18 protein-coding genes are annotated in these 22,356 nt (G+C 74.1%); 8 read left to right on the forward strand and 10 right to left on the reverse strand.

What is annotated here, in order from left to right:
• The first annotated feature begins 262 nt into the window (after positions 1 to 262).
• The 3 genes from BUE43_RS29795 (at position 263) to BUE43_RS29805 (ending at position 6,406) form a co-directional block, all read left to right on the forward strand.
• Positions 263 to 5,227: an NAD-glutamate dehydrogenase gene (locus BUE43_RS29795; RefSeq protein ID WP_073489670.1), complete on the forward strand. Its 4,965-nt coding sequence runs from the start codon at positions 263 to 265 to the stop codon at positions 5,225 to 5,227.
• A 113-nt stretch (positions 5,228 to 5,340) separates the two neighbouring features.
• Positions 5,341 to 5,772 carry an acyl-CoA thioesterase gene (locus BUE43_RS29800; RefSeq protein ID WP_073489671.1) on the forward strand — a complete coding sequence of 144 codons (432 nt, stop codon included), beginning with the start codon at positions 5,341 to 5,343 and terminating at the stop codon, positions 5,770 to 5,772.
• Entirely contained in the window at positions 5,765 to 6,406 is a 642-nt protein-coding gene (locus tag BUE43_RS29805) for a DUF8185 domain-containing protein (protein ID WP_073489672.1), read from the forward strand. The genes BUE43_RS29800 and BUE43_RS29805 overlap by 8 nt, the downstream gene beginning before the upstream one ends.
• Before the next feature lie 130 nt (positions 6,407 to 6,536).
• Here BUE43_RS29805 and BUE43_RS29810 read toward each other — a convergent pair whose 3' ends face one another.
• From BUE43_RS29810 to BUE43_RS29840, 7 genes are all read right to left on the reverse strand, one after another.
• Complete coding sequence (locus BUE43_RS29810) at positions 6,537 to 7,493, reverse strand: hypothetical protein (RefSeq protein ID WP_073489673.1); 957 nt, start codon at positions 7,491 to 7,493, stop codon at positions 6,537 to 6,539.
• Complete coding sequence (locus BUE43_RS29815) at positions 7,490 to 8,236, reverse strand: phosphatidylserine decarboxylase (protein ID WP_073489674.1); 747 nt, start codon at positions 8,234 to 8,236, stop codon at positions 7,490 to 7,492. The genes BUE43_RS29810 and BUE43_RS29815 overlap by 4 nt, the downstream gene beginning before the upstream one ends.
• Before the next feature lie 395 nt (positions 8,237 to 8,631).
• Positions 8,632 to 9,642, reverse strand: a complete 1,011-nt coding sequence (locus BUE43_RS29820; RefSeq protein WP_200797723.1) for a DMT family transporter — start codon at positions 9,640 to 9,642, stop codon at positions 8,632 to 8,634.
• A gap of 88 nt (positions 9,643 to 9,730) precedes the next feature.
• The gene (locus tag BUE43_RS29825; RefSeq protein WP_073489676.1) at positions 9,731 to 11,320 is read right to left on the reverse strand and encodes an alpha-amylase family glycosyl hydrolase; all 1,590 of its coding nucleotides are present in this window, start codon (positions 11,318 to 11,320) and stop codon (positions 9,731 to 9,733) included.
• Positions 11,321 to 11,438: 118 nt separating this feature from the next.
• Positions 11,439 to 11,831 carry a globin gene (locus BUE43_RS29830; RefSeq protein WP_073489677.1) on the reverse strand — a complete coding sequence of 131 codons (393 nt, stop codon included), beginning with the start codon at positions 11,829 to 11,831 and terminating at the stop codon, positions 11,439 to 11,441.
• Between the two features lie 351 nt (positions 11,832 to 12,182).
• On the reverse strand, positions 12,183 to 13,109 hold the full coding sequence (locus tag BUE43_RS29835) for a mechanosensitive ion channel family protein (protein WP_407697145.1): 927 nt from the start codon (positions 13,107 to 13,109) through the stop codon (positions 12,183 to 12,185).
• Between the two features lie 31 nt (positions 13,110 to 13,140).
• Entirely contained in the window at positions 13,141 to 15,285 is a 2,145-nt protein-coding gene (locus BUE43_RS29840; RefSeq protein ID WP_073489678.1) for a prolyl oligopeptidase family serine peptidase, read from the reverse strand.
• A gap of 341 nt (positions 15,286 to 15,626) precedes the next feature.
• Between BUE43_RS29840 and BUE43_RS29845 the strand changes: the two genes are divergently transcribed.
• A complete protein-coding gene (locus BUE43_RS29845) occupies positions 15,627 to 16,190 on the forward strand; it encodes an HNH endonuclease (RefSeq protein ID WP_234996005.1) in 564 nt (187 codons plus the stop codon).
• Positions 16,191 to 16,238: 48 nt separating this feature from the next.
• Here BUE43_RS29845 and BUE43_RS33880 read toward each other — a convergent pair whose 3' ends face one another.
• Positions 16,239 to 16,574: a hypothetical protein gene (locus BUE43_RS33880; RefSeq protein ID WP_143174485.1), complete on the reverse strand. Its 336-nt coding sequence runs from the start codon at positions 16,572 to 16,574 to the stop codon at positions 16,239 to 16,241.
• Positions 16,575 to 17,088: 514 nt separating this feature from the next.
• Between BUE43_RS33880 and BUE43_RS29855 the strand changes: the two genes are divergently transcribed.
• Positions 17,089 to 18,423, forward strand: a complete 1,335-nt coding sequence (locus BUE43_RS29855) for an MFS transporter (RefSeq protein ID WP_073489680.1) — start codon at positions 17,089 to 17,091, stop codon at positions 18,421 to 18,423.
• Positions 18,424 to 18,531: 108 nt separating this feature from the next.
• On the opposite strand, the gene BUE43_RS29860 is transcribed toward BUE43_RS29855, so the two are convergent.
• Complete coding sequence (locus tag BUE43_RS29860; RefSeq protein ID WP_073489681.1) at positions 18,532 to 19,011, reverse strand: DUF4442 domain-containing protein; 480 nt, start codon at positions 19,009 to 19,011, stop codon at positions 18,532 to 18,534.
• A 135-nt stretch (positions 19,012 to 19,146) separates the two neighbouring features.
• Here BUE43_RS29860 and BUE43_RS29865 point away from each other — a divergent pair, with 135 nt between their 5' ends.
• The 3 genes from BUE43_RS29865 to BUE43_RS29875 all read left to right on the forward strand — a co-directional run bounded on the left by BUE43_RS29865 (position 19,147) and on the right by BUE43_RS29875 (position 21,421).
• Complete coding sequence (locus tag BUE43_RS29865) at positions 19,147 to 20,562, forward strand: amidase (protein ID WP_073489739.1); 1,416 nt, start codon at positions 19,147 to 19,149, stop codon at positions 20,560 to 20,562.
• A gap of 84 nt (positions 20,563 to 20,646) precedes the next feature.
• Positions 20,647 to 20,943 carry an aa3-type cytochrome oxidase subunit CtaJ gene (ctaJ, locus tag BUE43_RS29870; protein WP_073489682.1) on the forward strand — a complete coding sequence of 99 codons (297 nt, stop codon included), beginning with the start codon at positions 20,647 to 20,649 and terminating at the stop codon, positions 20,941 to 20,943.
• Entirely contained in the window at positions 20,930 to 21,421 is a 492-nt protein-coding gene (locus tag BUE43_RS29875; protein ID WP_073489683.1) for a DUF5130 family protein, read from the forward strand. Before ctaJ ends, BUE43_RS29875 begins: the two co-directional genes overlap by 14 nt.
• A gap of 126 nt (positions 21,422 to 21,547) precedes the next feature.
• Here BUE43_RS29875 and BUE43_RS29880 read toward each other — a convergent pair whose 3' ends face one another.
• Positions 21,548 to 22,294, reverse strand: coding sequence for a response regulator (locus BUE43_RS29880; protein ID WP_073489684.1), 747 nt, complete (start codon positions 22,292 to 22,294; stop codon positions 21,548 to 21,550).
• Between the last annotated feature and the right edge of the window lie 62 nt (positions 22,295 to 22,356).

The raw sequence follows: 22,356 nt of genomic DNA on the forward strand, positions 1-22,356 counted from the left end.
CGAACGACTCGGCGTGTCGCGTCAAGATCGTGCGACGCCCCCCCGGGTGGGCGTTTCGTCCGCCGCGTGCCGGGTACTGACGAGTAGTCCCTGCCCGTAATCGATCACGTGACCGATTCGCCCCGCGTCGGCGTGGCGCAGACCACTCCGAGCGGCCGGGACCCGGCCCCGCCCGTTGCCCCCCGACGGATCGCGGCTGGTTAGGGTTGAGGTGGTCCTGGCACAGCGGAGTGCCGGAGAGCGCGTGGAGCCAGAAGCAACGATGACCTCGACTTCGGCGAGTTCAGCCCCGTCCCGACCCGACAGCAGAACCGACGGCCCCGAGCGGACGGCGAGTCCGGAGCAGGGCCGAGAGCAGCTCCTGCGACGAGCCGCCGAGGCGGCCCCCGAGCTCGCGGAGCTGATCGAGCTGTACTACCGGCACGTGCCGGCCGAGGAGGTCGTCGACGACCGCCCGGCCGACCTCGTCGGCGCGGTGCGCTCGCACCACGACATCGCCGTCACCCGGGTGCCCGGTCGGCCCGTGGTGCGCGTGTTCAACCCCGACCCGACCGCCGACGGCTGGTCCTGCCCGGCCACCGTGATCCAGCTCGTCACCGACGACATGCCCTACCTGGTCGACTCGGTCGCCGCCGAGCTGGCCCGCAGGGGTGTCCAGGTGCAGCGGGTCGTGCACCCCATCGTCGTGGTGCGCAGGGACGTGGCCGGCGGGCTGCGCGCGGTGCTGCCGGGGGCCGACCCCGAGCAGCCGCCGGGCGACGCGCTGGCCGAGTCGTGGATGCTCATCGAGGTGGACCGGATCACGGACCCGGAGCGGGCCCGTGAGCTGGAGCAGCGGTTGCAGTCGGTGCTCAACGACGTCCGCGAGGTCGTCGAGGACACCGACCGGATGAGCGGCACCGCGGGCACGCTCGCCGACGAGCTGGAGCGCACCCCGCCGCCGCTGCCGGGCGAGGAGGTCCACGAGGGCGCGGAGCTGCTGCGCTGGCTCGCCGACGGCCACTTCACCTTCCTCGGCTACCGGCACTACGAGCTGGTCGAGGACCCCGAGACCGGCGACAAGGCGTTGCGGGCCGTGCTCGCCTCCGGGCTGGGCGTGCTGCGTCGCGACAGCCTCGCCGCCCGGAGCTTCACCACCGGCCCGGACGCCGCGGCCCAGGCGCTGTCGCCGCAGCTCCTCGTGCTGACGCAGGCGAGTGCGCCCTCGACCGTGCACCGGCCGGTGTACCCGTACTACGTGGGCGTGAAGACCTTCGACGCCGACCGCAACGTGACCGGGGAGCACCGCTTCCTGGGCGTGTTCACCACCTCGGCGCTGCACGAGGACGTGCTGGACATCCCGGTCATCGAGCGGCGCGTGCGCGAGGTCATCCACCGCGCCGGCTTCCCGCTGGAGTCCTACTCCGGTCAGCGGATGCTGGAGGTGATCCAGAACTACCCGCGCACGGAGCTGTTCTCCACCGACCCGGACTCGCTGTACGACACGACGACCGGGGTGCTGGCGCTGGCCGAGCGGCGCAAGCTGCGGCTGTTCCTGCGCAGGGACCCGTACGGCCGGTTCTACTCGTGCCTGGTCTACCTGCCGCGCGACCGCTACACGACGACCACGCGGCTGGCGATGCAGGACGTGCTGCTGGCCGAGCTGCAGGGCAGCTCGCTGGAGTACAGCGCGCGCGTCGGCGAGTCGGCGCTGGCCCGGGTGCACTTCACCGTGCACACCGACCCGGGCCGGCAGGTCGAGCCGGACACCGCGCGCATCCAGGACAAGCTGGCCGCCGCCGTGCGCAGCTGGGACGACCTGATGATCGACGCGGTCCTGGCCGAGCAGCAGGGGCCGGACGGCACGCAGGGCGTGGTCAGCGGCGAGTCCGCCACCGAGCTGGGGCAGCGCTACGCCACGTTCTTCCCGGAGGCGTACAAGGAGGACTTCACCGCCGGTGAGGGCCTGGCCGACCTGCGCCGCCTGGAGGCGCTCACCGGGGCGCCCGCCGACCTGGACATGCACTTCTACGTGCCGGTCGCCGCCGAGCCGGGGGAGCGGCGGTTCAAGCTGTACCTGGCGGGGCACCGGGTCACCCTGTCCGCGGTGCTGCCGGTGCTCCAGCGGATGGGCCTGGAGGTCGTCGACGAGCGGCCCTACGAGGTCGTCCGCGCGGACGGCGTGCGGTGCTGGATCTACGACTTCGGGCTGCGGCTGGAGCCGGCGGCCCTGGAGAGCATCGCGACCGAGGACGCCACGACGCTGCAGGCGCGGTTCCAGGACGCCTTCGCCGCCGCGTGGCGCGGGGACGCCGAGGTCGACCGGTTCAACGCCCTGGTGCTGCGGGCCGGGCTGAACTGGCGGCAGGCGGCGTTGCTGCGGGCCTACGCCAAGTACCTGCGGCAGGCCCGCACCCCCTACAGCCAGGACTACATCGAGGACGCGGTGCTCGGCCACACCGCCGTGGCCACCGCGCTGGTCCAGCTGTTCGAGACCCGGTTCGACCCGGCGCTGCCCGAGGAGACCAGGGCCAGCCAGGCCGAGGCGCTCACCGCCGAGATCACCCGGATGATCGACGAGGTCACCAGCCTCGACGCCGACCGGATCCTGCGCAGCTACCTGACCCTGGTCAGGGCGACGCTGCGGACGAACTACTTCGTCAGGGACAGCGCCGGCCAGGGCCGGGCGTTCCTGTCGTTCAAGCTGGACCCGCAGGCCGTGCCGGACCTGCCGGAGCCCCGGCCCCGGTTCGAGATCTTCGTGTACTCGCCGCGGGTGGAGGGCGTGCACCTGCGCTTCGGCCCGGTGGCCAGGGGCGGTCTGCGCTGGTCCGACCGCAGGGAGGACTTCCGCACCGAGATCCTGGGCCTGGTCAAGGCGCAGGCGGTGAAGAACGCGGTGATCGTCCCGGTGGGCGCCAAGGGCGGGTTCGTCGTCAAGCGACCGCCGGCGGCGACCGGCGACCCCGGCCTGGACCGGGAGGCGTTCCTCAAGGAGGGCATCGCCTGCTACCGGATGTTCATCTCCGGCCTGCTCGACCTGACCGACAACATGGTCGGCAACGAGGTCGTGCCGGCCAGGCAGGTCGTGCGGCACGACGGCGACGACGCCTACCTGGTGGTGGCCGCCGACAAGGGCACCGCGACCTTCTCCGACATCGCCAACGAGGTGGCCGCCTCCTACCACTTCTGGCTGGGTGACGCGTTCGCCTCCGGCGGCTCGGTCGGCTACGACCACAAGGCCATGGGCATCACCGCCCGCGGCGCGTGGGAGAGCGTGAAGCGGCACTTCCGCGAGCTGGGCGTGGACACCCAGTCGCAGGACTTCAGCGTCGTCGGCGTCGGCGACATGTCCGGCGACGTCTTCGGCAACGGGATGCTGCTGTCCGAGCACATCCGGCTGGTGGCGGCGTTCGACCACCGGCACGTGTTCCTCGACCCGGACCCGGACCCGGCCGTGTCGTTCCGGGAGCGGCGGCGGATGTTCGAGCTGCCCCGGTCCTCGTGGGACGACTACGACCGCAGCAAGATCAGCAAGGGCGGCGGGGTCTTCCCGCGCACCCTGAAGTCGATCCCGGTCAGCCCGCAGGTCAGGGACGCGCTCGGCCTGCCGGAGGGCGTGACCAGGCTGTCCCCGCCCGAGCTGATCAAGGCGATCCTGCTGGCCCCGGTCGACCTGCTGTGGAACGGCGGCATCGGCACCTACGTCAAGGCCTCCACCGAGACGCACGCCGAGGTCGGCGACAAGGCCAACGACGCGGTCCGGGTGGACGGCGCCGACCTGCGGGTCCGGGTGGTGGGCGAGGGCGGCAACCTGGGCCTGACCCAGCGCGGCCGGATCGAGTTCGCCCGCGCCGGCGGCAAGGTCAACACCGACGCGCTGGACAACTCGGCCGGCGTGGACTGCTCCGACCACGAGGTCAACATCAAGGTCCTGCTCGACCGCATGGTCGACGCGGAGCGGCTGGAGCCGGGCGAGCGCAACGAGCTGCTCGCCGCGATGACCGACGAGGTCTCCGACCTGGTGCTGGCCGACAACCACCGGCAGAACGCGGTGCTCGGCGTCAGCCGGGCGCACGCCGCGCCGATGCTGACGGTGCACGCCCGGCTGATCACCGACCTGGAGCAGCGGCGCGGCCTGGACCGGGCGCTGGAGGCGCTGCCCACCCCGGCCCAGTTCAAGGCGCTGGACCAGGCGGGGCAGGGGCTCACCTCGCCGGAGCTGGCCACCCTGCTGGCGCACGTCAAGCTGGCGCTCAAGGAGGAGGTGCTGGCCAGCGACCTGCCGGACGCCGAGGCGTTCGCCAGGCGGCTGCCGGAGTACTTCCCGGCGGTGCTGCGCGAGCGGTTCGGCGACGGCATCGCCAACCACCCGCTGCGCCGGGAGATCACCACCACCCTCCTGGTCAACGAGGTGGTCGACGGCGGCGGCATCTCCTACGCCTTCCGGCTGGCCGAGGAGATGACCGCCAGCGCCACCGACGCCGTGCGCGCCTTCGCCGTCGTGACCAGGGTGTTCGACCTCCAGTCGCTGTGGCGGGAGATCGACGCGCTGGACAACGTGGTGCCCACCGAGATCGCCGACGACATGGTGCTGGAGACGCGGCGGCTGCTGGACCGCGCCTCCCGGTGGCTGCTGACCAACCGGCCGCAGCCGCTGGCCGTCGGCGCCGAGATCAGCCGGTTCGCCCCGGTGGTCCGCGAGCTGGCGTCGCACGTGACCGAGCTGCTGCGCGGCCGCGAGCGCGACGCGGTGGTCGCGCACGTCGAGCGGCTGACCGGACAGGGCGTGCCGGAGGCGCTGGCCCGCCGGGTCGCGGTCCTGCTCTACACCTACGGGCTGCTCGACGTCACCGAGGTGACCGAGCTGGCCGAGCGGGAGAAGCTGGAGGTGGAGCGCAGCCCGCAGGAGACCGCGGAGCTGTACTACGCCCTGTCCGCCCACCTGGACATCGACCAGATGCTCAGCTCGGTGAGCGGGCTCCAGCGCGGCAACCGCTGGCACGCCCTGGCCCGGCTGGCGCTGCGCGACGACCTGTACGGCTCGTTGCGGGCGATCACGCTGGACGCCCTGCGCAGCAGCGACCCCGGCGACACCGCCGAGGAGAAGATCACCAAGTGGGAGGAGGCCAACTCCTCCCGGCTGGCCAGGGCCAGGGCCGCGTTGCGGGCGATCCGCGACTCGGGCCGGCTGGACCTGCCGACGCTGTCGGTGGCGGCCCGCCAGGTGCGCAGCATGGTGCGCTGACCGGCGCCGACGCCGGAGCGACCCGGCGTTGGTCCGGCCCGCGGCGATCGTGAGTACGTTAGGGGATGCAATCCCCTGATGGGCTCACGATCGCCGCGAGGAGGCGTTGTTTCTTGGGCGCGTTCGTCACCGAGGTCCAACCGCGCTGGTCGGACATGGACGCCTTCGGGCACGTCAACCACGCGAACACCGTGACGCTGCTGGAGGACGCCAGGGTCGCGATGCTGTTCGTGGAGGCGGCGCGGCACGGGGTGGACGGGCTGGCGCGGGGCATGGTGGTGGCCAGGCTGGCCGTCGACTACCACGCGCCGCTGCTGTTCACCGGCGAGCCGGTGTGCGTGCGGATCGCGGTGCGCGACCTGAAGGTCGCCTCCTTCGTCCTCGACTACACCGTCCACGGCGGCCGCTCGGGCGACGGCCCGGTGGTCGCCAGCGCGCAGACCCTGATGGCCCCCTACGACGTGGCCAACACCCGACCCCGCCGGCTCACCGAGACCGAGCGGGACTTCCTCGCCGCCTTCCACGCGGGGGGCGGCGTTGCCTGAGCTGCTGGTTCCCGACGCCGCCGACCGCGAGGCGCTGGGCGCCTTCGTGGCCCGCGCCGTGCGGCTGGACGCGCAGACCGTGGTGCGGCTGCGGGCCCGACCCCACCGGCCCGAGCTGCTGGACGCGTGGGCGGCCACCCCGTTCGACGCCCTGGTCACCCGCTCGGTGACCGGGCGGGCCGAGCCGGCCGACGTGACGGTCTCCGGCAACGAGCTGCTCGCCGCCCTCGCGGTGGTGGGCGGGCCGCGGCTGGACCCGGGCCCGCCCAGGGACCTGCTGTGGCGCTCGGCCCTGCCGCCCGGCGAGGGCTGGAGCCGGGTGGACGACCTGCCGGCCACCGTGGTCAGCGAGCTGACCGACCGCGGCGCGGCGCTGGCCAGGGAGAACCAGGGCCCGCACGGCACCCCGCCGGCGTCGCTGCTGGACCAGCCGGTGCTGGTGGTCAGCGGGGCCGGGTTCGACGTGAAGATCCCGCTGCGCTGCCTGTTCGCCCTGTCCGGGATGGGGTTCCTCGGCCCGGTCGGGCCGGACGACGTGGTGCGGGTCAGCGCCACCGACTCGTGGCTGCGGCTGGACGCCCGCTACGGCGCGGTGGTCCGGCGGCGACACGCGTTGCTGCCGCTGCTCGTCTGACGGGCACCGCCGGCCGTCGTCGCGGTGCCCGTCGTCGCGGTGCCCGTCGTGCGAGTGCTCGGCGAGGCCGGCGGGACCACACGGGGCCACACGGGGCCGGGCGCCGCCACCGGCGGCCCGGCCCCCGGCGTCACATCAGCTCGAACCGGTACGAGTACCGGTTGAGGTGCATGACCAGGCTGGACAGCAGCGCCCCCGTCTTCCGGAACTCGCTGAGGTTGACGTGGTTGACCTCGAACGCCAGCCGCGCGGCCAGGTCCTCCAGCAGCCGGTTCTTGGCCAGCTCGGCGGCGTGCGCCTCGCTGCCCGGCCGCAGCTCGTGCAGGTGCGACGCGTTGAGGACCGTGTTGTTCACCCGCACCGAGTTGCAGACGCCCGCGCGGCAGGCCGACAGCGGCACCGGGATGACCTCGGTGTGCCGTTCCAGCCGGCGGATCTCGCCCCGGTCGTGCGCCTCGACGCACACCAGCGTCCGGTCCCTGGTCAGGGGGAAGACGGTCTGGTCGAGGTGCGGTGGCGCCGCGGTGGGCGACTCGGCGGTCCGCAGCCGGACGACGCGCATGTCGAAGGTGCGCTCCATCCAGTCGTAGACCTGCGGTTCGGAGCGGGGGCCGCAGCCGCCCACGTAGACGTCGTCCCGCAGGTGCTTGAGGTCGGCCTCGCCCTCGAAGTGCCCGGCCGGCACGAACGCCCGGTAGCCGAGGGACTCGAAGAAGGCGAGCGCGATCTCGGTCCCCGCCCGCCGGGCCGGGTCGGCGAAGTGCGCCAGCACCACCACGTTCGCGGCCGGCAGGTGCTCCAGCACGACGCCCAGGCTCGCGGTGCGGGCCAGGTCCCGCAGCCCGGTCACCCGCGGCGTGGGCAGCAGGTAGACCAGGGCGTCGGCGGTGAGGTCGCGGTAGAGCTCCAGGAACTGGCTCATCGCGCGGTGCCGCTCCACCGAGGGACCCCGGGGCGGCCCCTCCCGACCCGCCTCGGCGACCAGCGCGAACGGCACGGTGAGCAGGAACGCCGGGTGCGGCAGCTGCGTCGGGTTGAGCCAGTCCGCCTCCCCCTCCGCCGGACCCGCGTTGAGCTGGGCGGTCACCGGGTCTCCCCCTCCTCCTGCTCGGCGAGCGGGCGGACGCGGACCAGCGGGTCGACCCCGGCCTCCACGTGCCGCCCGGTGCGCTGCACCGGCTCGAACCCGAACCGGTCGGACAGCGGGATGACCAGGTCGCACTGGGAGCCGTAGCGGATCTGGGAGAAGCGCTGGCCCTGCCGGCAGCGCCGGTTCTGCCTGGGGTCGAACGGGGTGATCCGGTTGACCGCCTGGTCGGCGATCTGGAGCACGTAGTAGTCCTGGCCGAGCCGGGCGGAGTGGAAGCGGTTGACCACGCGCTGGTTGCGGTGCAGGTAGTCGGCGGCGGCCAGGTCGACCCGCAGGTCGTCGAGGATGTGCTTCTCCATGTCCAGCATCGGCAGGTTGTGCGTGCTGATCGGCTCGGCGAACCGGTGCGACAGCCGGCCCGAGTAGGGGACCCGGTTGACGTGGACGTCGAAGAACGTCATGAAGATGCCGATCACCAGGGCCGGGCGGTCGAACGCGGGGTCGCACAGGGCGTCCCTGGGCGTGTAGGGCCGGCCCTTGACGTCCACCACCGGCTCGTCCGGTTTCGCCAGGCGCTGGTAGAGCAGGACGCCGTCGGCGGGGGAGAAGAAGAAGCCCGGGTCGCTGTACGCCGGGCGGGTGGGATCTCGGAAGAAGTGGTACTGCGAAAGCCAGGAAAGTGGTTTCTCTCGGTATGGGGATATGTCCGATCTCACCCATTCCTCGAGGTTCTTCACCATGCCGGGTGCGCTCCTTGTTCGGTGAGTGTTCGGAGTGCCGAGCGGCGAAGGTATCCACGGGATACCGGAGCGGCCACCGGAGTAGCCGGTTCGGGTGGGGTGACGCCAGGTCGAGTGGAGCCGGGAGGGGAACTCCGCCGACGCACGGTGATCCGGCCCCGGGCGCTCCCTGCGTCGGGTGGCCGAGCGGCTGCGCCGGGCGGGGGAGAACACGCCCACGCTCGGTGGTCCCGGGCTGCCGCCGGGCGGGGTGGTTCGGCCGTCCTGTCGGGGTTCGTCCGCTCCGTCGCCGAGTGAACGTCACCCGGATGAGTTGATCTGTGCGGCGAGCGCGTGACCTTCCCGCCCCGCCCTCCGCCCGTCGCCCGGTCCGGGAATCGTGGGCCGGTTCCGGTTCAGCCGGTCGGGGCCGGCCGATCGGGTGTCCGGCGTCCGGCCACCGGATCTCCGGGTTTCTGGTCTCCGGGTTTCTGGTGCCCCGCTTCCTGGCGTCCGGGTTCCTGGCGCCCGGCCGTCCGACGTCCGCGCGCCGGCAGGGCGAGCACCGCGAGGCCGCCCAGGACGAGGACCGCGCCGGCGACGCCACCGGTGGTGACCGGCTCACCGAGCACGGCGACCCCCAACGCGGCGGCGACCACCGGCTCGGCGAGGTTGAGCGTGGCGACCGTCGGCGCCGGCAACACCCGCAGGCCCGCCCCGAAGAGCAGGTAGGCCAGGACCGTGGGCACCAGGGCCAGGTAGCCCACCGTCAGCCAGCCCTGCGCGTTCTCCAGCCCACCCGGCCAGCGCAGCGCCAGCACCGGGACCAGCGGCACGGCGCCGGCGGCGAACAACAGCCCCATCGCCCCGTCCGAGCGCTGGCCCGAGGCGATCAGCCGGGAACCGGCGACCGTGTACACGCCGTAGCCCAGACCTGCGGCCAACGCGAGGGCCAGACCGAGCGGCACGCCGTCCCCGCCCCCGGCGGGCGCCCCGGCGAGCACCAGGGTGACGACACCGGCGACGGCCAGCGCCGTGGCGGTCGTCCACAGCCGACCCGGCGCGCGGCGGGTCGCCGCCCACGTCGCCAGCCCCGCCCAGATCGGGCACGAGCCCAGCGCGACCACCGTGCCGATCGCCACCCCGGCCAACCGGACCCCGGAGAAGAACCCCACCTGGAACAGCGCCACGCCCGCCGCGCCGGCGGTGAGCACCCGCCAGTCCACCCGCGCGGCGGCGCGGAACGCGCCCCGGGCCCACGCCAGGCCGAGCAGCACCGCGCCGGCCAGCGCCACCCGGGCCGCGCCCACCACGAGCGGGTCGAGCCCGTCCGGCCCGAGGGCCTGGGCGGTTCCGGTGGTGCCGAACAGCGCCGAGGCGACGAGCACGAGCGACGCCGCGCGACTGGTGGTGGCGGTCCCGGTCATCCGGGCCATGATGGACGGTGGCCCACCGCTCGGGCGAACGGTTTTCCCACGTCGCGGCGCCCGGCTCCGCGCCGGACGCCGGCCGGGCTCAGACCAGCCAGACGGCGGTGTCCGGCGGCAGGTGCTCGCCCTCCAGCGGGCCGCTGGCCAGCAGCACGTCGCCCGGGGGCAGCGGCACCGGGCCGCCGGAGGTGTTCAGCGCGCAGATCAGCCCGCCGCCCTTGCGGCGGAACGCGAAGCAGCCGGGGGGCGCGCCGTACCACTCGACCTCGTCGCCCGCGAACGCCGGGTGCGTCCGTCGCAGCTCGATCGCCTGCCGGTACAGCGACAGCATCGAGTCGGGGTCCTCCAACTGGGCCTCGGCGGTGAGCCGGCCCCAGTCGCCCGGCATCGGCAGCCAGGTGCTCACGCCGGTGGTGAACCCGTAGGGCGCGGTCTCGCCCTCCCACGGCAGGGGCACCCGCGCGCCGTCCCGGCCCGGCCGGGCCCCGCCGGTGCTCCGGAAGATCGGGTCCTGCCGGGCCCAGTCGGCCACCGCCACGTCCGGCAGGCCCAACTCCTCGCCGTTGTAGAGGTAGATCACGCCGGGCAGCGCCAGCTCCACCAGCGCCATCGCCCTGGCCCGCTGGGTGCCCAGCGCGCCCCCGCCGTACCGGGACACGTGCCGGCCGACGTCGTGGTTGGACAGCGTCCAGGTGGGCGGCGCGCCGGCGGCCGAGGCGAGCGAGCGCTCGATCGTCTCCCGCACGGCGTCGGCGTCGAAGGCGGTGGCCAGCAGGCGGAAGTCGAAGCCCAGGTGCGGCCCGTCGTGCGCGGAGCGGAGGAGGAGCTCGTCGTCCCCGGCCCGGATCTCCCCGGTGGCGACGCGGCCGGGGTACTCGTCGAGCACCTCCCGGACCCGGCGGTGGATCTCCCGCGCCCCGTCGACGTCGAACCGCGGGTCGACCTCGTCCGGGGTGACGGGAGTCGCCTCGGCCACCAGCAGACCCGAGGCCGCCTCCGGCCGGCCCACCTCCCTGGCCATGCCGTGCGCGACGTCCACCCGGAAGCCGTCCACGCCGCGGTCGAGCCAGAACCGCAGCGTCCGCTCCAGGTCGGCCCACACGTCCGGGTGCGCCCAGTTGAGGTCGGGCTGCCCCGGCGCGACCAGGTGCAGGTACCACTGCCCGTCGGCGACCCGGGTCCACGCGGGGCCGCCGACCATGCTGGACCAGTCGTTCGGGGGGAGGTCGCCGCCGGGGCCGCGGCCGTCCCGGAAGACGTAGCGGGCGCGTTCCCGGTCGCCGGGGGCCGCGCGCAGCGCCGCCTGGAACCACTCGTGCTGGTCGCTGGTGTGGTCGGAGACCAGGTCGATCGTGACCCGCATGCCGTGGGCGTGCGCGTCGGCCAGCAGCCGGTCGAAGGACGCCAGGTCGCCGTAGAGCGGGTCCACGTCCCTGGGGTCGACGACGTCGTAGCCGTGGTCGGCCATCGGGGAGCGGAAGAACGGGGTCAGCCAGAGCGCGTCCACCCCGAGCAGCTCCAGGTAGCCGAGCCGGCCGCGGATGCCCTCCAGGTCACCGACGCCGTCGGCGTCGGAGTCGGCGAACGAGCGGACGTACACCTGGTAGAAGATCGCGTTCCGCCACCAGGTCGGGTCGTCGGCGATCTCGTTGCGTAGGTCGGCCGATCGTCGCACGGTGAGTCATCCTGCCATCAGAAGCCGATCTCGCTCGCCCCGTCCGAGTGATCAACCTTGCGTCGGCTCCGTGACCAACACCACTCGGGACGGCGGGGTCGCGAACCCGCTCCGCGACTCAGATCCAGGCGTTCATCAGACTGTTCGCGGCCATCTCCAGGTACGACCAGAGCTGGGCGCGGCGCTCCTCGTCGAGGCCGGCCTCGTCCACCGCCACCCGCATGCACCGCAGCCAGGCGTCCCGCTCCAGCGGGCCGATCTTGAACGGCGCGTGCCGCATCCGCAGGCGCGGGTGGCCGCGCCGCTCGGAGTAGGTGTGCGGGCCGCCCCAGTACTGGGAGAGGAACAGGAGCAGCCGCTCCTCCGCGGGGCGGAGGTCCTCCTCCGGGTACATCGGCCGCAGCAGCTCGTCCCTGGCCACCTCCTGGTAGAAGCGGGCGACGATGCGACGGAAGGTCTGCTCGCCACCCACGGCCAGGTAGAAGTTCTCCGGAGCGCCCACGATCCCCATCCTTGCCTAAGCCGTCGTCGAGACGTCAACGCGGCCGGGCACAAGAACATTTCCGGCGCAGCACCGGTGCGACCCGCCCCACGTTCACCGGTCCGTGGCCGGGCCGTCGCCCGCGCGCCGTCCCGCCACCCTGCCATGCTGGAAATCGGGGGTTCCCCCCACGTAACACCGTTTTGGACGTACGGGCGGGCAGCGGGGGCCGAAACAACGGGCACCCCTGGCCCCACGAACGCCCTCCTGTCATGTCGTGCGGCACCGTGCGCCCCGTCCGGGTGAGCTGCCAGTGCCCGCAAAGCCGAGGGCCGCCGCCGACCACGAGGTCGGCGGCGGCCCTTCGAGCCGGGGTGGAGCTCAGCCCCCGCGCGTCATCGCGATCGGCGGCTCGAAGCCGGCCTCGTCGAACGCGGCCTTGATCCGGGCGCGCAGCGCCCGCTGCACCGCCCACTGCCGCCCCGGCCGGACCTTGACGGTCAGCCGCAGGGTGATGCTCTCCGCGGTCACCTTCTCCACGCCGAGCACCTCGACCGGCTCCAGCACGTCCTCGGACAGCGGGGCCAGGGACGTGGCCTCGGCCGCGGCCTCGCCGGCCAACTCGGTGGCCCGCCCCACGTTGGTGCTGTGCGAGACCGGCAGGTCCACCACGGCCACGGCGTAGCCCTGGCTGGAGTTGCCGACCCGCAGGATCTCACCGTTGCGGACGTACCAGACCGTGCCGTTGACGTCCCGGACCGTGGTCACCCGCAGGCCCACCGCCTCCACGGTGCCGGTGGCCGGCCCGAGGTCGACGACGTCGCCGACCCCGTACTGGTCCTCCATCATCATGAACATCCCGGACAGGAAGTCCTTGATGAGGTTCTGCGCGCCGAAGCCGAGCGCGATGCCGGCGACGCTGACCGAGGCCAGGATCGGCGCCAGCGGGATGCCGAGCTTGTCCAGCACCATCAGCGCGGCCATGCCGAGGACCAGGAACGAGGTCAGCGACTTCAGGACCGAGCCGATGGTCCGCACCCGCTGCGCCCGCCGCTCGGACAGCAGCGGCCCCAGCCCCTCGGTGGCCCGCTCCTTGAGCGGGGTCAGCAGCAGCGGGGCCCTGCCGTCGCCCCGGCCGCTGGTCAGTCGGTTGATCAGGCGGTGGATCAGGTACCGGACCAGGAACGCGATCACGATGATCAGCACGATCTGGCCGGCGTTCATGATCAGCGAGGGGAGGTTGGTGGCCAGGTAGTTGACGACCTTCTCCGGGTCCTGCGCGGCCTTGGTCACGCCGTTGAGGTCCACGTTCGGGACGTCGATCGGGTCGGTGGGCACGTCAGGGTCTCTCCAGCTCCATGCCGGTGGCGTCGGCGAGGAAGACGAGCTGGTCCACCGCGAGCGCGACGGTCCTGCTCACCGAGCGCGTCGAGTGGCCCACGTCGGTCTCCCTCCGCAACAGCACCGGTTGCTCGTCGGGGTGCGCCGCGGTCGCGTGCTGCAGCGCCGCGCACATTTTGCGCGCGTGCGCCGGGTCGACGCGGCTGTCCGAGTCGAACACCGTGAACAGCACCGACGGGTACTTCACCCCGGGCCGCACGTTGTGGTACGGCGAGTACTCCAGCAGCCAGGCCAGCGCCTCCGGGTCGTCGGCGCTGCCGTACTCCTCGTGCCAGATGCGCCCGATGAGGAACTTCTCGTACCGGGCCATGTCGAGCAGGGGCGCCGAGCAGACCACCGCCCGGTACAGGTCGGGCCGCTGGGTCAGCGCCGCGCCGACCAGCAGGCCGCCGTTCGAGCCACCCACCACCGACAGCCGCTCCGGCGTGGTCCACCCGCTGGCGACCAGGTGCTCCGCCGCGGCGTGGAAGTCGTCGAAGACGTTCTGCTTGCGCTCCCGCATCCCCGCCTGGTGCCACTCCTCGCCCTCCTCGCCGCCGCCGCGCAGCGACGCCAGGGCCCACACGCCGCCGGCGGCGACCCAGGCCAGCGCGGTGGGGCGGTAGCCGGGCTCCTGGCTGAGCGAGAAGCCGCCGTAGCCGGTGAGCATCGCCGGGCGTGGCCGGTCGGGCAGCTCGGTGGGGGTGATCAGGAACATCCGCACGACCGTGCCGTCGGCCGAGGCGTACTCGACCTGCCGGGTCCGCAGCGGGGGCGGGGCCACCGCGCCGGGCGCGGCCTCCACCAGCTCCGCGGTCCCGGAGCCGAGCCGGTACCGGTGGACGCAGGGCGGGGTCAGGAAGTCGGTCCAGCCCAGCCACAGCGTGTCCGCGCTGTGCCCGGTGGCGTCGTCGACCGTGGTCAGCCCGGTCAGCGAGCCCGTGCCGGGCAGCGGGACGGTCTCCACGTGCTCCCCGCTGGCCGGGTCGTGCAGGTGCACCTCGGCCACCGCGTGCCGGGTGCGCAGCACCGCCAGCCGGGGGCCGGTGCCCTCGTCGCCGGGCACCCAGCGCACCGCGTCGAGCACGGAGTCGGCCTCCTCGCCGACCAGCTCCGTCCAGTGCTCGGGCTCCGGGGCGGCGGGGTCGGCCACGCACAGCCGCCAGCGCGGCGCGTCGAGCGTGGTGAGCAGGTACAGCCGGCCGTCCCGCTCGACCCACGCCTGACACCGGGTGTCGCGGTCGTCGCTGACGACCTGGCGCAGCGCGGGGACCGGGGCCGGAGCCGGGCCCTCGGCGGGCGTCAGCTCGGCGATCCAGACGGAGTCCCGGCGCGCGGTGCCCTTGCTGCCGCTGACGACGAGCCAGCGGCCGTCCCGGGAGACGCGCACGCCGTAGTAGTAGGTGTGGTGCAGGCCCTCGCCGTGCACCATCACGTCCTCGGTGTCCGGGTCGGTGCCCAGCCGGTGCCGCCAGACCCGGCGGTGGAACTGCGTCTCGTCCGGTGGCAGCAGGCCGGGGTCCAGCCGGCGCACGTAGAAGAACTCCTCGCCGCCGGGCAGCCAGGCGATGTCGGAGTACCGGCACCGGTCGATCGGCCCCTCCACCAGCTCGCCGGTGTCGACGTCGAGCACGTGCAGCCGGGACTCCTCGTCGCCGCCCACCGACACCTGGTAGGCCAGCAGGCGGCCCTCCAGGCTCGGCGCCCAGGTGTCCAGGGTGGTCAGCCCGGACGGGTCCAGCGCGGTCGGGTCCAGCAGGACCCGCTCGTCGCCGTCGGGCTCCCGCACGCGCAGCACCGCGTGCTCCTGGCCGGGCTCGCGGCGCACGAAGAAGGCGCGCCCCGCCCGCCACACCGGCACGGACACCGACCCGGCGCTGACCAGCTCCTCCAGTCGGGCGGCCGCCGACTCCCTGCCGGGCAGCGCGTCCAGCCGGGCGCGGGTGAGCTCGTCCTGGGCGGCGGACCAGGCGGTGGTGCGCGGGTCGCTCGGGTCCTCCAACCAGCGGTAGGGGTCGGCGACCGGATGGCCGTGCAGGTCCTCGACGAGGTCGAGCCGCTCGGCGGGCGGGTAGGTCGCGTCGGCGGGGGGCGCGTCGGTCACGGCACCGACACTAGCCAGCGCGGGGACGGGAACGGGGTGGGACCGCGCCGTTCCCGCCGTGTTCGGTGTGGCCTGCTCGACACGTCGCGGATCGCGCGTGCGTTTCGGGGCGGGTTTGTGGTCGACTAGGCGGCAGCACCGGTGGGCCCGACCCACACGGGGAAGGCCCTCCGGTACCGGGCGTGGCTCGGGTGCGGGTGACCCGCGCCGCCAGCCCCGGAACCGGTGGAGGTGGTCGCGTGCCCGACCGACAACCGACCCCAATCGGCGCCCCCGGCGGGCCGGCGCCGCGGACCCTCGCGTGCCCGCTGCCCCGCCCTCCGACGTTGACCACGGGTCCGGTGGCCGGGATCGTCGCGGACAAGGCCACGGCCAGCGGCGCCCCCGCGTGGGGGCGGCGTCGGGTGCTCCTCCTCAACACCACCTTCGAACCGCTCACGGCGCTGCCGCTGCGGCGCGCGATCGTGCTCGTGGTCTGCGGCAAGGCCGAGGTCGTGCACGGCGACCCCGCCGGTCTGGTGCTGCACTCGGCCACCGACAGCATCCTGGTGCCCTCGGTCATCCGGCTCAGCACGTACGTGCGGGTGCCGTACCGGGCCAGGGTGCCGTTGACCAGGGCGGGGCTGATGCACCGGGACCGGTATCGGTGCGCCTACTGCGGGGGCCGCGCCGAGACGATCGACCACGTCGTGCCGCGCAGCAGGGGCGGCGCGCACTCGTGGGAGAACTGCGTGGCCAGCTGCGCGCGGTGCAACCACCGCAAGGCGGACAAGTTGTTGGCGGAGCTGGGCTGGCGGTTGCGGGTGCTCCCGACCGCCCCCAGGGGGCCGCACTGGCGGCTGCTCGCCGGGGTGCCCGACGCCGACCCGCTCTGGCTGCCCTACCTCGGCGAGCCCGCCGCCTGACCGGCCTCACCCCAGGAATCGGCGCGGTCGGCGGCGGCCCGCCGTCGGTCACATGGCGAACGCGGCGGCGCGGTGTTCGCCGTGGATGCGCACGCCCCGGTCCACGTCCCCGTGGATGCGGACCCCGCGCTCGGCGGCCCCGTGGATGCGGACGCCGGCGGTGAGGGCGTGGATGCGCACACCCCGCTCCACCGAGTGAATCCGCACGCCCCGCTCGGTGGAGTGAATCCGCACGCCGCGGTCGACGGCGTCGGCGGTGGGAACACCGTGTGCGCGGTGGATGCGGACGCCGGCGTGGATGCGCACTCCACGCCCGTCTGTCCGATGGATGCGCACGCCGGAGTGGATGCGCACGCCGCGCTGCGCCTCGCGGTGGATGCGCACGCCACGGCCGGTGGCGTCGTTCGCGACGCTGTGAATACGGACGCCGCGGGAAACCCGGGCGTCGCACCCGGCCGAACGGTCGAAGCCCGGCCTGCTCCCGGCCGGTCGCCGGGCGCCGCCGTCACCGCTGCGGAATGCAGCCGGACGGGTGAAAGCGTTGCTCTGAATGGTGGGCGTCACGATCCGCATAACCGGTCCTCCTGGGGGAAGCAGTCGTACTGAGGATCTCTCGCGTCATTCCGCAAGACCCGGACAGGTGAAAAGCTAGGAGCCGCGCTGTCGGGGGACAAGCCGCCAACCTGCCCGCCATTCGCCGCCGTCCGGCCCGGGTCTGTTCGGCTTCGGACGGTCGGCTGCTCGAGTGATGCGTGGTAACGCTGCGCAAGGACGCTGTCGCCCGCGGGTACGGTCGACAGGCGCCGGACAGACATCATGTCGGGCGAGCCGGCACGAGCCGCCCTGGTGGTGGGCGCGTGGTGGACGACGGCTTCGACGACGGCGGAGTGGGAGCGGCATGGGCGAGCGGGGCGCGGACGGCGGGGTCCGGTCGGACAGCGCCGAGCCGCGGCGGGACGTCGGTCCCGCCGGTGGGGCCGACGCCTCCGGTGGCGCCGACCGGCCGGCGGGGCCGGCCAGGGGTGTGCGCACCCCAGCCTTCCACCGACTGCTCGCCGCGTGGACGGTGTCCCTGGTCGGCGACGGCGTCCGGGTCGTCGCGCTGCCGTTGTTCGCCGCGGTGACGACCAGGGACCCGCTGGCCGTCTCGGCGGTGGCCGTGGCCGAGGTGCTGCCGTGGCTGCTGGTCGCCCTGCCGGCCGGTGCGCTGGTCGACCGCTGGCGACCCCGGCGGGTCGTGCTCGTCGCGCACGTCCTGCGGGGGGCGGTCACCCTGGGTCTGGCCGCCGCGGTGGCCACCGGCCACGCGGGGGTGTGGGCGCTCGTCTGCGTCGCGTTCGTCCTGACCTCCGCGGAGACCTTCGCCGACTCGGCCTCCCAGCTCCTGCTGGTCGAGATCGCCGGTCCGGCGGATCTGGACGCCGCCAACGGGCGGTTCATCAGCGCGGAGACCGTCGGCGTCGACCTGGCCGGACCGCTGGCGGCGACCCTGGTGTTCGCCTGGGAGCCCGCGGCCTGCTTCGCCGTGGACGGGCTGTCCTTCGTCGTGGCCGCGGCACTGGTGGCCAGCCTGCCGGATGTCGTTCCGCACCGCGAGTCGACGGCGGGGACGCGCCTGCGCGCGCAGATCGCCGAGGGCGGGCGCTACCTGCTGGGGCACCGGGGGCTCCGCGCGCTGGTGGGGGTGGTGGTCGTGGCGGCCGTCGCGGCCAGCGCCGTGAACGCCGTGACCGCCCTCTACGCGATCGAGGCGCTGGCGATCCCGGCGGCCGTGGTGCCGACCCTGATGGTGGCGATGGCCGTGGGCACGATCGTGGCGGCCAGGGCCGTCCCCCGGCTGGTGGGATGGCTCGGCGAGGGCAGGGTGATGGTCGCGTCGCTGGTCGTGCTCGCCGCGGGCTTCGCGGGGCTGGGGTTGGCGCCGCACCCGGTGACGGCCTGGGTCGGCTACCTCGTGGTGGGCGTCGGCGTGGGCGCGTGGAACGTCCTGTCGGCCACCCGGCGGCAGCGGCTCACCCCCGGCCACATGATGGGCAGGGTCTCCAGCACGTACCGAGTGCTGACCTGGGGGTTGATGCCGCTGGGCGCGGGCGTGGCCGGCCCGCTCGCCAAGGCCACCTCGCTGGGCGCGGTGTTCGTGCTGGCCGGCGGCCTGGTCGCGGCGACGGCGCTGGTGGCGGCCGTCCCGCTGCTCCGGACCGGCGCCGGCGGGCCCGAGCCCGAACCGGCCTAGCGACCGCCGTTCGGGTGTCATCCGGACGGGGGTAAAACCCGGACAGGCCAAGCCGTCCGGACGCTGCAGGTCATCCGGACGGCGGCAGGGGTGGTCGTCGGTGGGGGCTCAGGCGGGGCTGGTGGTCCGGGTGCGGATCGCCCCGCGGTCCTTGCGGCGCACGTAGACCTGCTTGCGCACCTTCGCCACCACGGTCCCGTCGGTGGCCACGACCTCGGTGTCGAACCAGAACAGCCCCTTGCCGTCCGCGTCGGTCCGCTCGCGGATCTCGGCCAGGTGGTCGTCGGTCAGCCGGAACTCGGCGAGGACGTCGCCCCGGCCGGGGCGGACGAACGTGATCTCGCCGGCCTTGTCCCACACGACGTAGTCGCGCCCCAGGTTCCGCAGCACGAGCAGCATCCAGAACGGGTCGGTCATCGCGAACAGCGAACCGCCGAAGTGCGTGCCGACGTAGTTGGTGTTCCACCGGTGCTGGCGCAGGCGGACGCGCGCGTGGCGGAAGTCGTCGGACAGCTCCAGGACCCGGACGCCGGCGAACAGGAACGGCGGCCAGAGGTTCATCAACCGGCGGAGGCGGCGGGCACGCATGGGCGCGATTGTCGCAGCAAGTGCTACTGGTCGGTAACTTGTTGCCCCCGCTCTTCCCGGGATGTGCCGGGGATCACTTCCGGGTGATCCTGGGAGGAGATCGACGCCGGCGTGACCGCGGCCTGGGGAGGCGGCATGGAACTGCACGAGCTCACCGCGCTGGAGCAGGCCGAGGCGGTGCGCCGGCGGGAGGTCGACCCGGTCGAGCTGGCGGAGCACCACCTCCGGCGCGCCGAGGCGCGGCCCGACCTGGGCGCCTTCGCCCTCCTGACCGCCGACCGGGCGCTGGCCGAGGCCAGGGCGGTCCGCCGGCGCGTGCTCGCCGCCGACGCCCCGCTGCCCCCGCTCGCGGGGGTGCCCACCGCCGTCAAGGACCTCAACCTCACCGCCGGCGTCCGCACCGCCTTCGGCTCGGCGCTCTACCGGGACTTCGTCCCCACCGTCGACGACGACGTGGTCGTCGCGCTGCGCCACGCCGGGCTGGTCGGCCTGGGCAAGACGAGCACCTCGGAGTTCGGCCTGGCCTGCTACACGGAGCCCGCCGGCCAGCCGCCCGCGGTCACCCCGCACGACCCGGGCCGGACGGCCGGCGGGTCCTCGGGCGGGGCGGCCGCCGCCGTGGCCGCGGGCCTGCTGCCGATCGCGCAGGGCAGCGACGGCGCGGGCTCGATCCGCGTCCCGGCGGCCTGCTGCGGCGTGGTCGGCCTCAAGCCGTCCAGGGGGAGGGTGCCCAGGGGGCCGCTGGCCGGCGACGTCACCGGGATGGCGGTCATCGGCCCGCTCGCGCGCACCGTCGCCGACGCGGCGGCGGTGCTCGACGCGATGGTCGTCGACCGACCGGGTGAACCCTGGACCGCGCCCCCGCTGCCGGCCGGCGAGACCTTCCTCGACCACGCCCGCCGGCGACCGGGCCGGCTGCGGATCGGTCGGTACGCCCGCCCGCCGGTGCCGGACACCGAGGTGGCCCCGGAGTGCCTGGCGGCATGGGAGGAGGCCAGCGAGCTGCTCGACCGGCTCGGGCACGAGGTCGTCGACGTCGAACCGCCGTTCCCGGACTACGCGGTGCCCGCTGTCGAGACGGTGTGGGCCGTGCTCGCCCACGCCGTGCCCGTCGACCCGGAGCGCGTGGGCGAGCTCCTGCCCCTCACCCGGTGGCTGCGGGAGCGGGGGCAGGCGATCCCCGCTCCGGACTTCCTCCACGCCCTCCAGGTCGCGCAGACGGTCGGGCGCGCCGCGGTGACCGCCCACCGCGACTGCGACGTGGTGCTCACCCCGGCGCTGGCCCAGCTCCCGCCCCCGGTCGGCTGGTTCGCCGAGACCGGCGACCCCGCGGCGGACTTCGCCAGGCAGAAGCGGTTCACCCCCTTCACCACCGGCTACAACGTCACCGGCCAGCCCGCGGTGGCGCTGCCGGTGAGCCGCACCGCGAGCGGGCTGCCCGTCGCCGTGCAACTCGTGGGGCGCCCGGCGGGGGAGGGCGCGTTGCTCGCGGTGGCGGCCCAGCTCGAAGCGGCCCGGCCGGACGCCTCCCACCGGGTCCCCGTGCCCTGACCCGGCAACCGGCGCCGCCCGTCGCGCGGTGATCTCGGCGGGTCCGAGGGGCCGAGTGCGTGGTGGATCAGCTACGGTACGGCCGTGAGCGTCGTGGAGACCGTCGTCGTCTTCGCGCTGATCCCGCTGGGCATCTACGGCGTGATCACGCTGTTGACGTTGTGGCCGAAGTTCACTCGTGGGCCGCGTTACCGTCCGGGCCAGGAGTGGGAGTACGAGCCGGTGTGGTGGACCGCCAACCCGGCCGGCCTCGGCGTGCCCGCCGGGGGACACGGCGGGGCGGCGGGATCGTCGACGCCCGGCGCGGAGCCGGCCGAGGAGACCCTGACGGCCGGGCAGCCGGCCGGAACCGCCCGGGGAGGTGCCCGTGGGAGCTGGTGAGATCCGCGAGCGTCGGCAGGTCGACGAGGCCGAGCTCGGGCCGGGCGAGGCCGTGATGGCCACCGGCCGGGTCTCGGTCGCCCGCCGCATCGTGCCCGGCCGCCCCCGGCTGCCGTTCACCCCGCAGCAGCTCGCCCAGATCGACGAGGCGCTGACCGTCACCAGCCGGGTCACCGGCCTGGACTTCAGCGTCTACCTCGGCGACCTCGGCGAGGACACCCGGGCCACGGCCGAGCGGCTGCACGCCGACGTCGGCCGGCGCGCCGCCGAGGCCGTGCTCGTCGCGGTGTCGCCCGGCCAGCGCGTGGTCGAGGTGGTGACGGGTGAGGAGTCGCACCGGCGCCTGCCCGACCGGGGCTGCACGCTGGCCGTGATGGGCATGGTCGCCTTCTTCAAGGAGGGCGACCTGGCCGGCGGCCTGCTGAGCGGCCTGCGCATGCTCGGCGACCAGGCCGGCCGCGCGCCCGAGCGGCGCTGATCCCGCTTCCGGCGCCGTGCCCGCCACCCGTGGGCACGGCGCCTTCTGCTGCCGCCCGCCCCCATACGGCGGTGCGGGGTCCTCTCGGCCGCCGGGGCTGCCCTGAGGAGGCCCCCTGAGGAGACCTCAGAGCAGGCCGAAGCGCTGGAAGTAGTCGAACAGCTCGACCGCCGAGGACGTGACGCCCACGGCGCCCAGCCCGTGCGCCCTGGCGCCGTACTGGGTCCCGTTGTGCGGCATGCAGTAGACGACGACCGGGGTGTCCACCCCGGTGTCCCTGGCCTCCCGCAGCAGCTCCAGGCCGGCGTCGGGATGGAAGGCGCCGTTCTCCTCCCGGCCCATGTCGGTCACAATCAGCCGGAACCGCCTGCGCGACAACAGGTTCATCGCGTCGCTGGTGTTGTCGACGAGGTCGACCCGGACGCCGTTGGCCCGGAGCTGCTCCACGAGCAGGGCCTTGGTCTCGGGTTTGTCGTCCACCCACAGCACGGCGAAGGGCTCGCCCTCGGGGCGTGGCGCGACCGCTTCCGCCGGTTCGACGCGGGTCAGCGGTTCGAGGGGCAGGGGTTCGAGCGGCGGCTGCTTCGGCTCGGGCGGCGTCGCCGCCGGCAGCCCCTTCGGCTCCTTCGTCCCGTCCACGGTCTTGCGCAGGGTCGCGACCTGCCGCTGGAGGTCCTGGATCAGCTCGTTCTGCTGGTGGTTCAGCTCGCGCATGGTCAGCCGCTGGCCGCCGATCTCGATCTCCACCTCGCGGTGCGCGGCGGCGCGCACGATCCGCGCGAGCGGGCCGCGGAACAGCAACAGGGCGGTCAGCGCCAGCGCCGGCCACAGGAGGCTGGCGACCGCTGACACCAGCGACGCGACCTCGGCCATGCCGCCAGCTTACGCTCGGTAGCACCACCGTTACCGCGCATTCGGGTGGTGGGTCTCCCCTG

Origin of the sequence: Streptoalloteichus hindustanus (assembly GCF_900129375.1) — a bacterium.
Lineage (GTDB): Bacteria > Actinomycetota > Actinomycetes > Mycobacteriales > Pseudonocardiaceae > Streptoalloteichus > Streptoalloteichus hindustanus.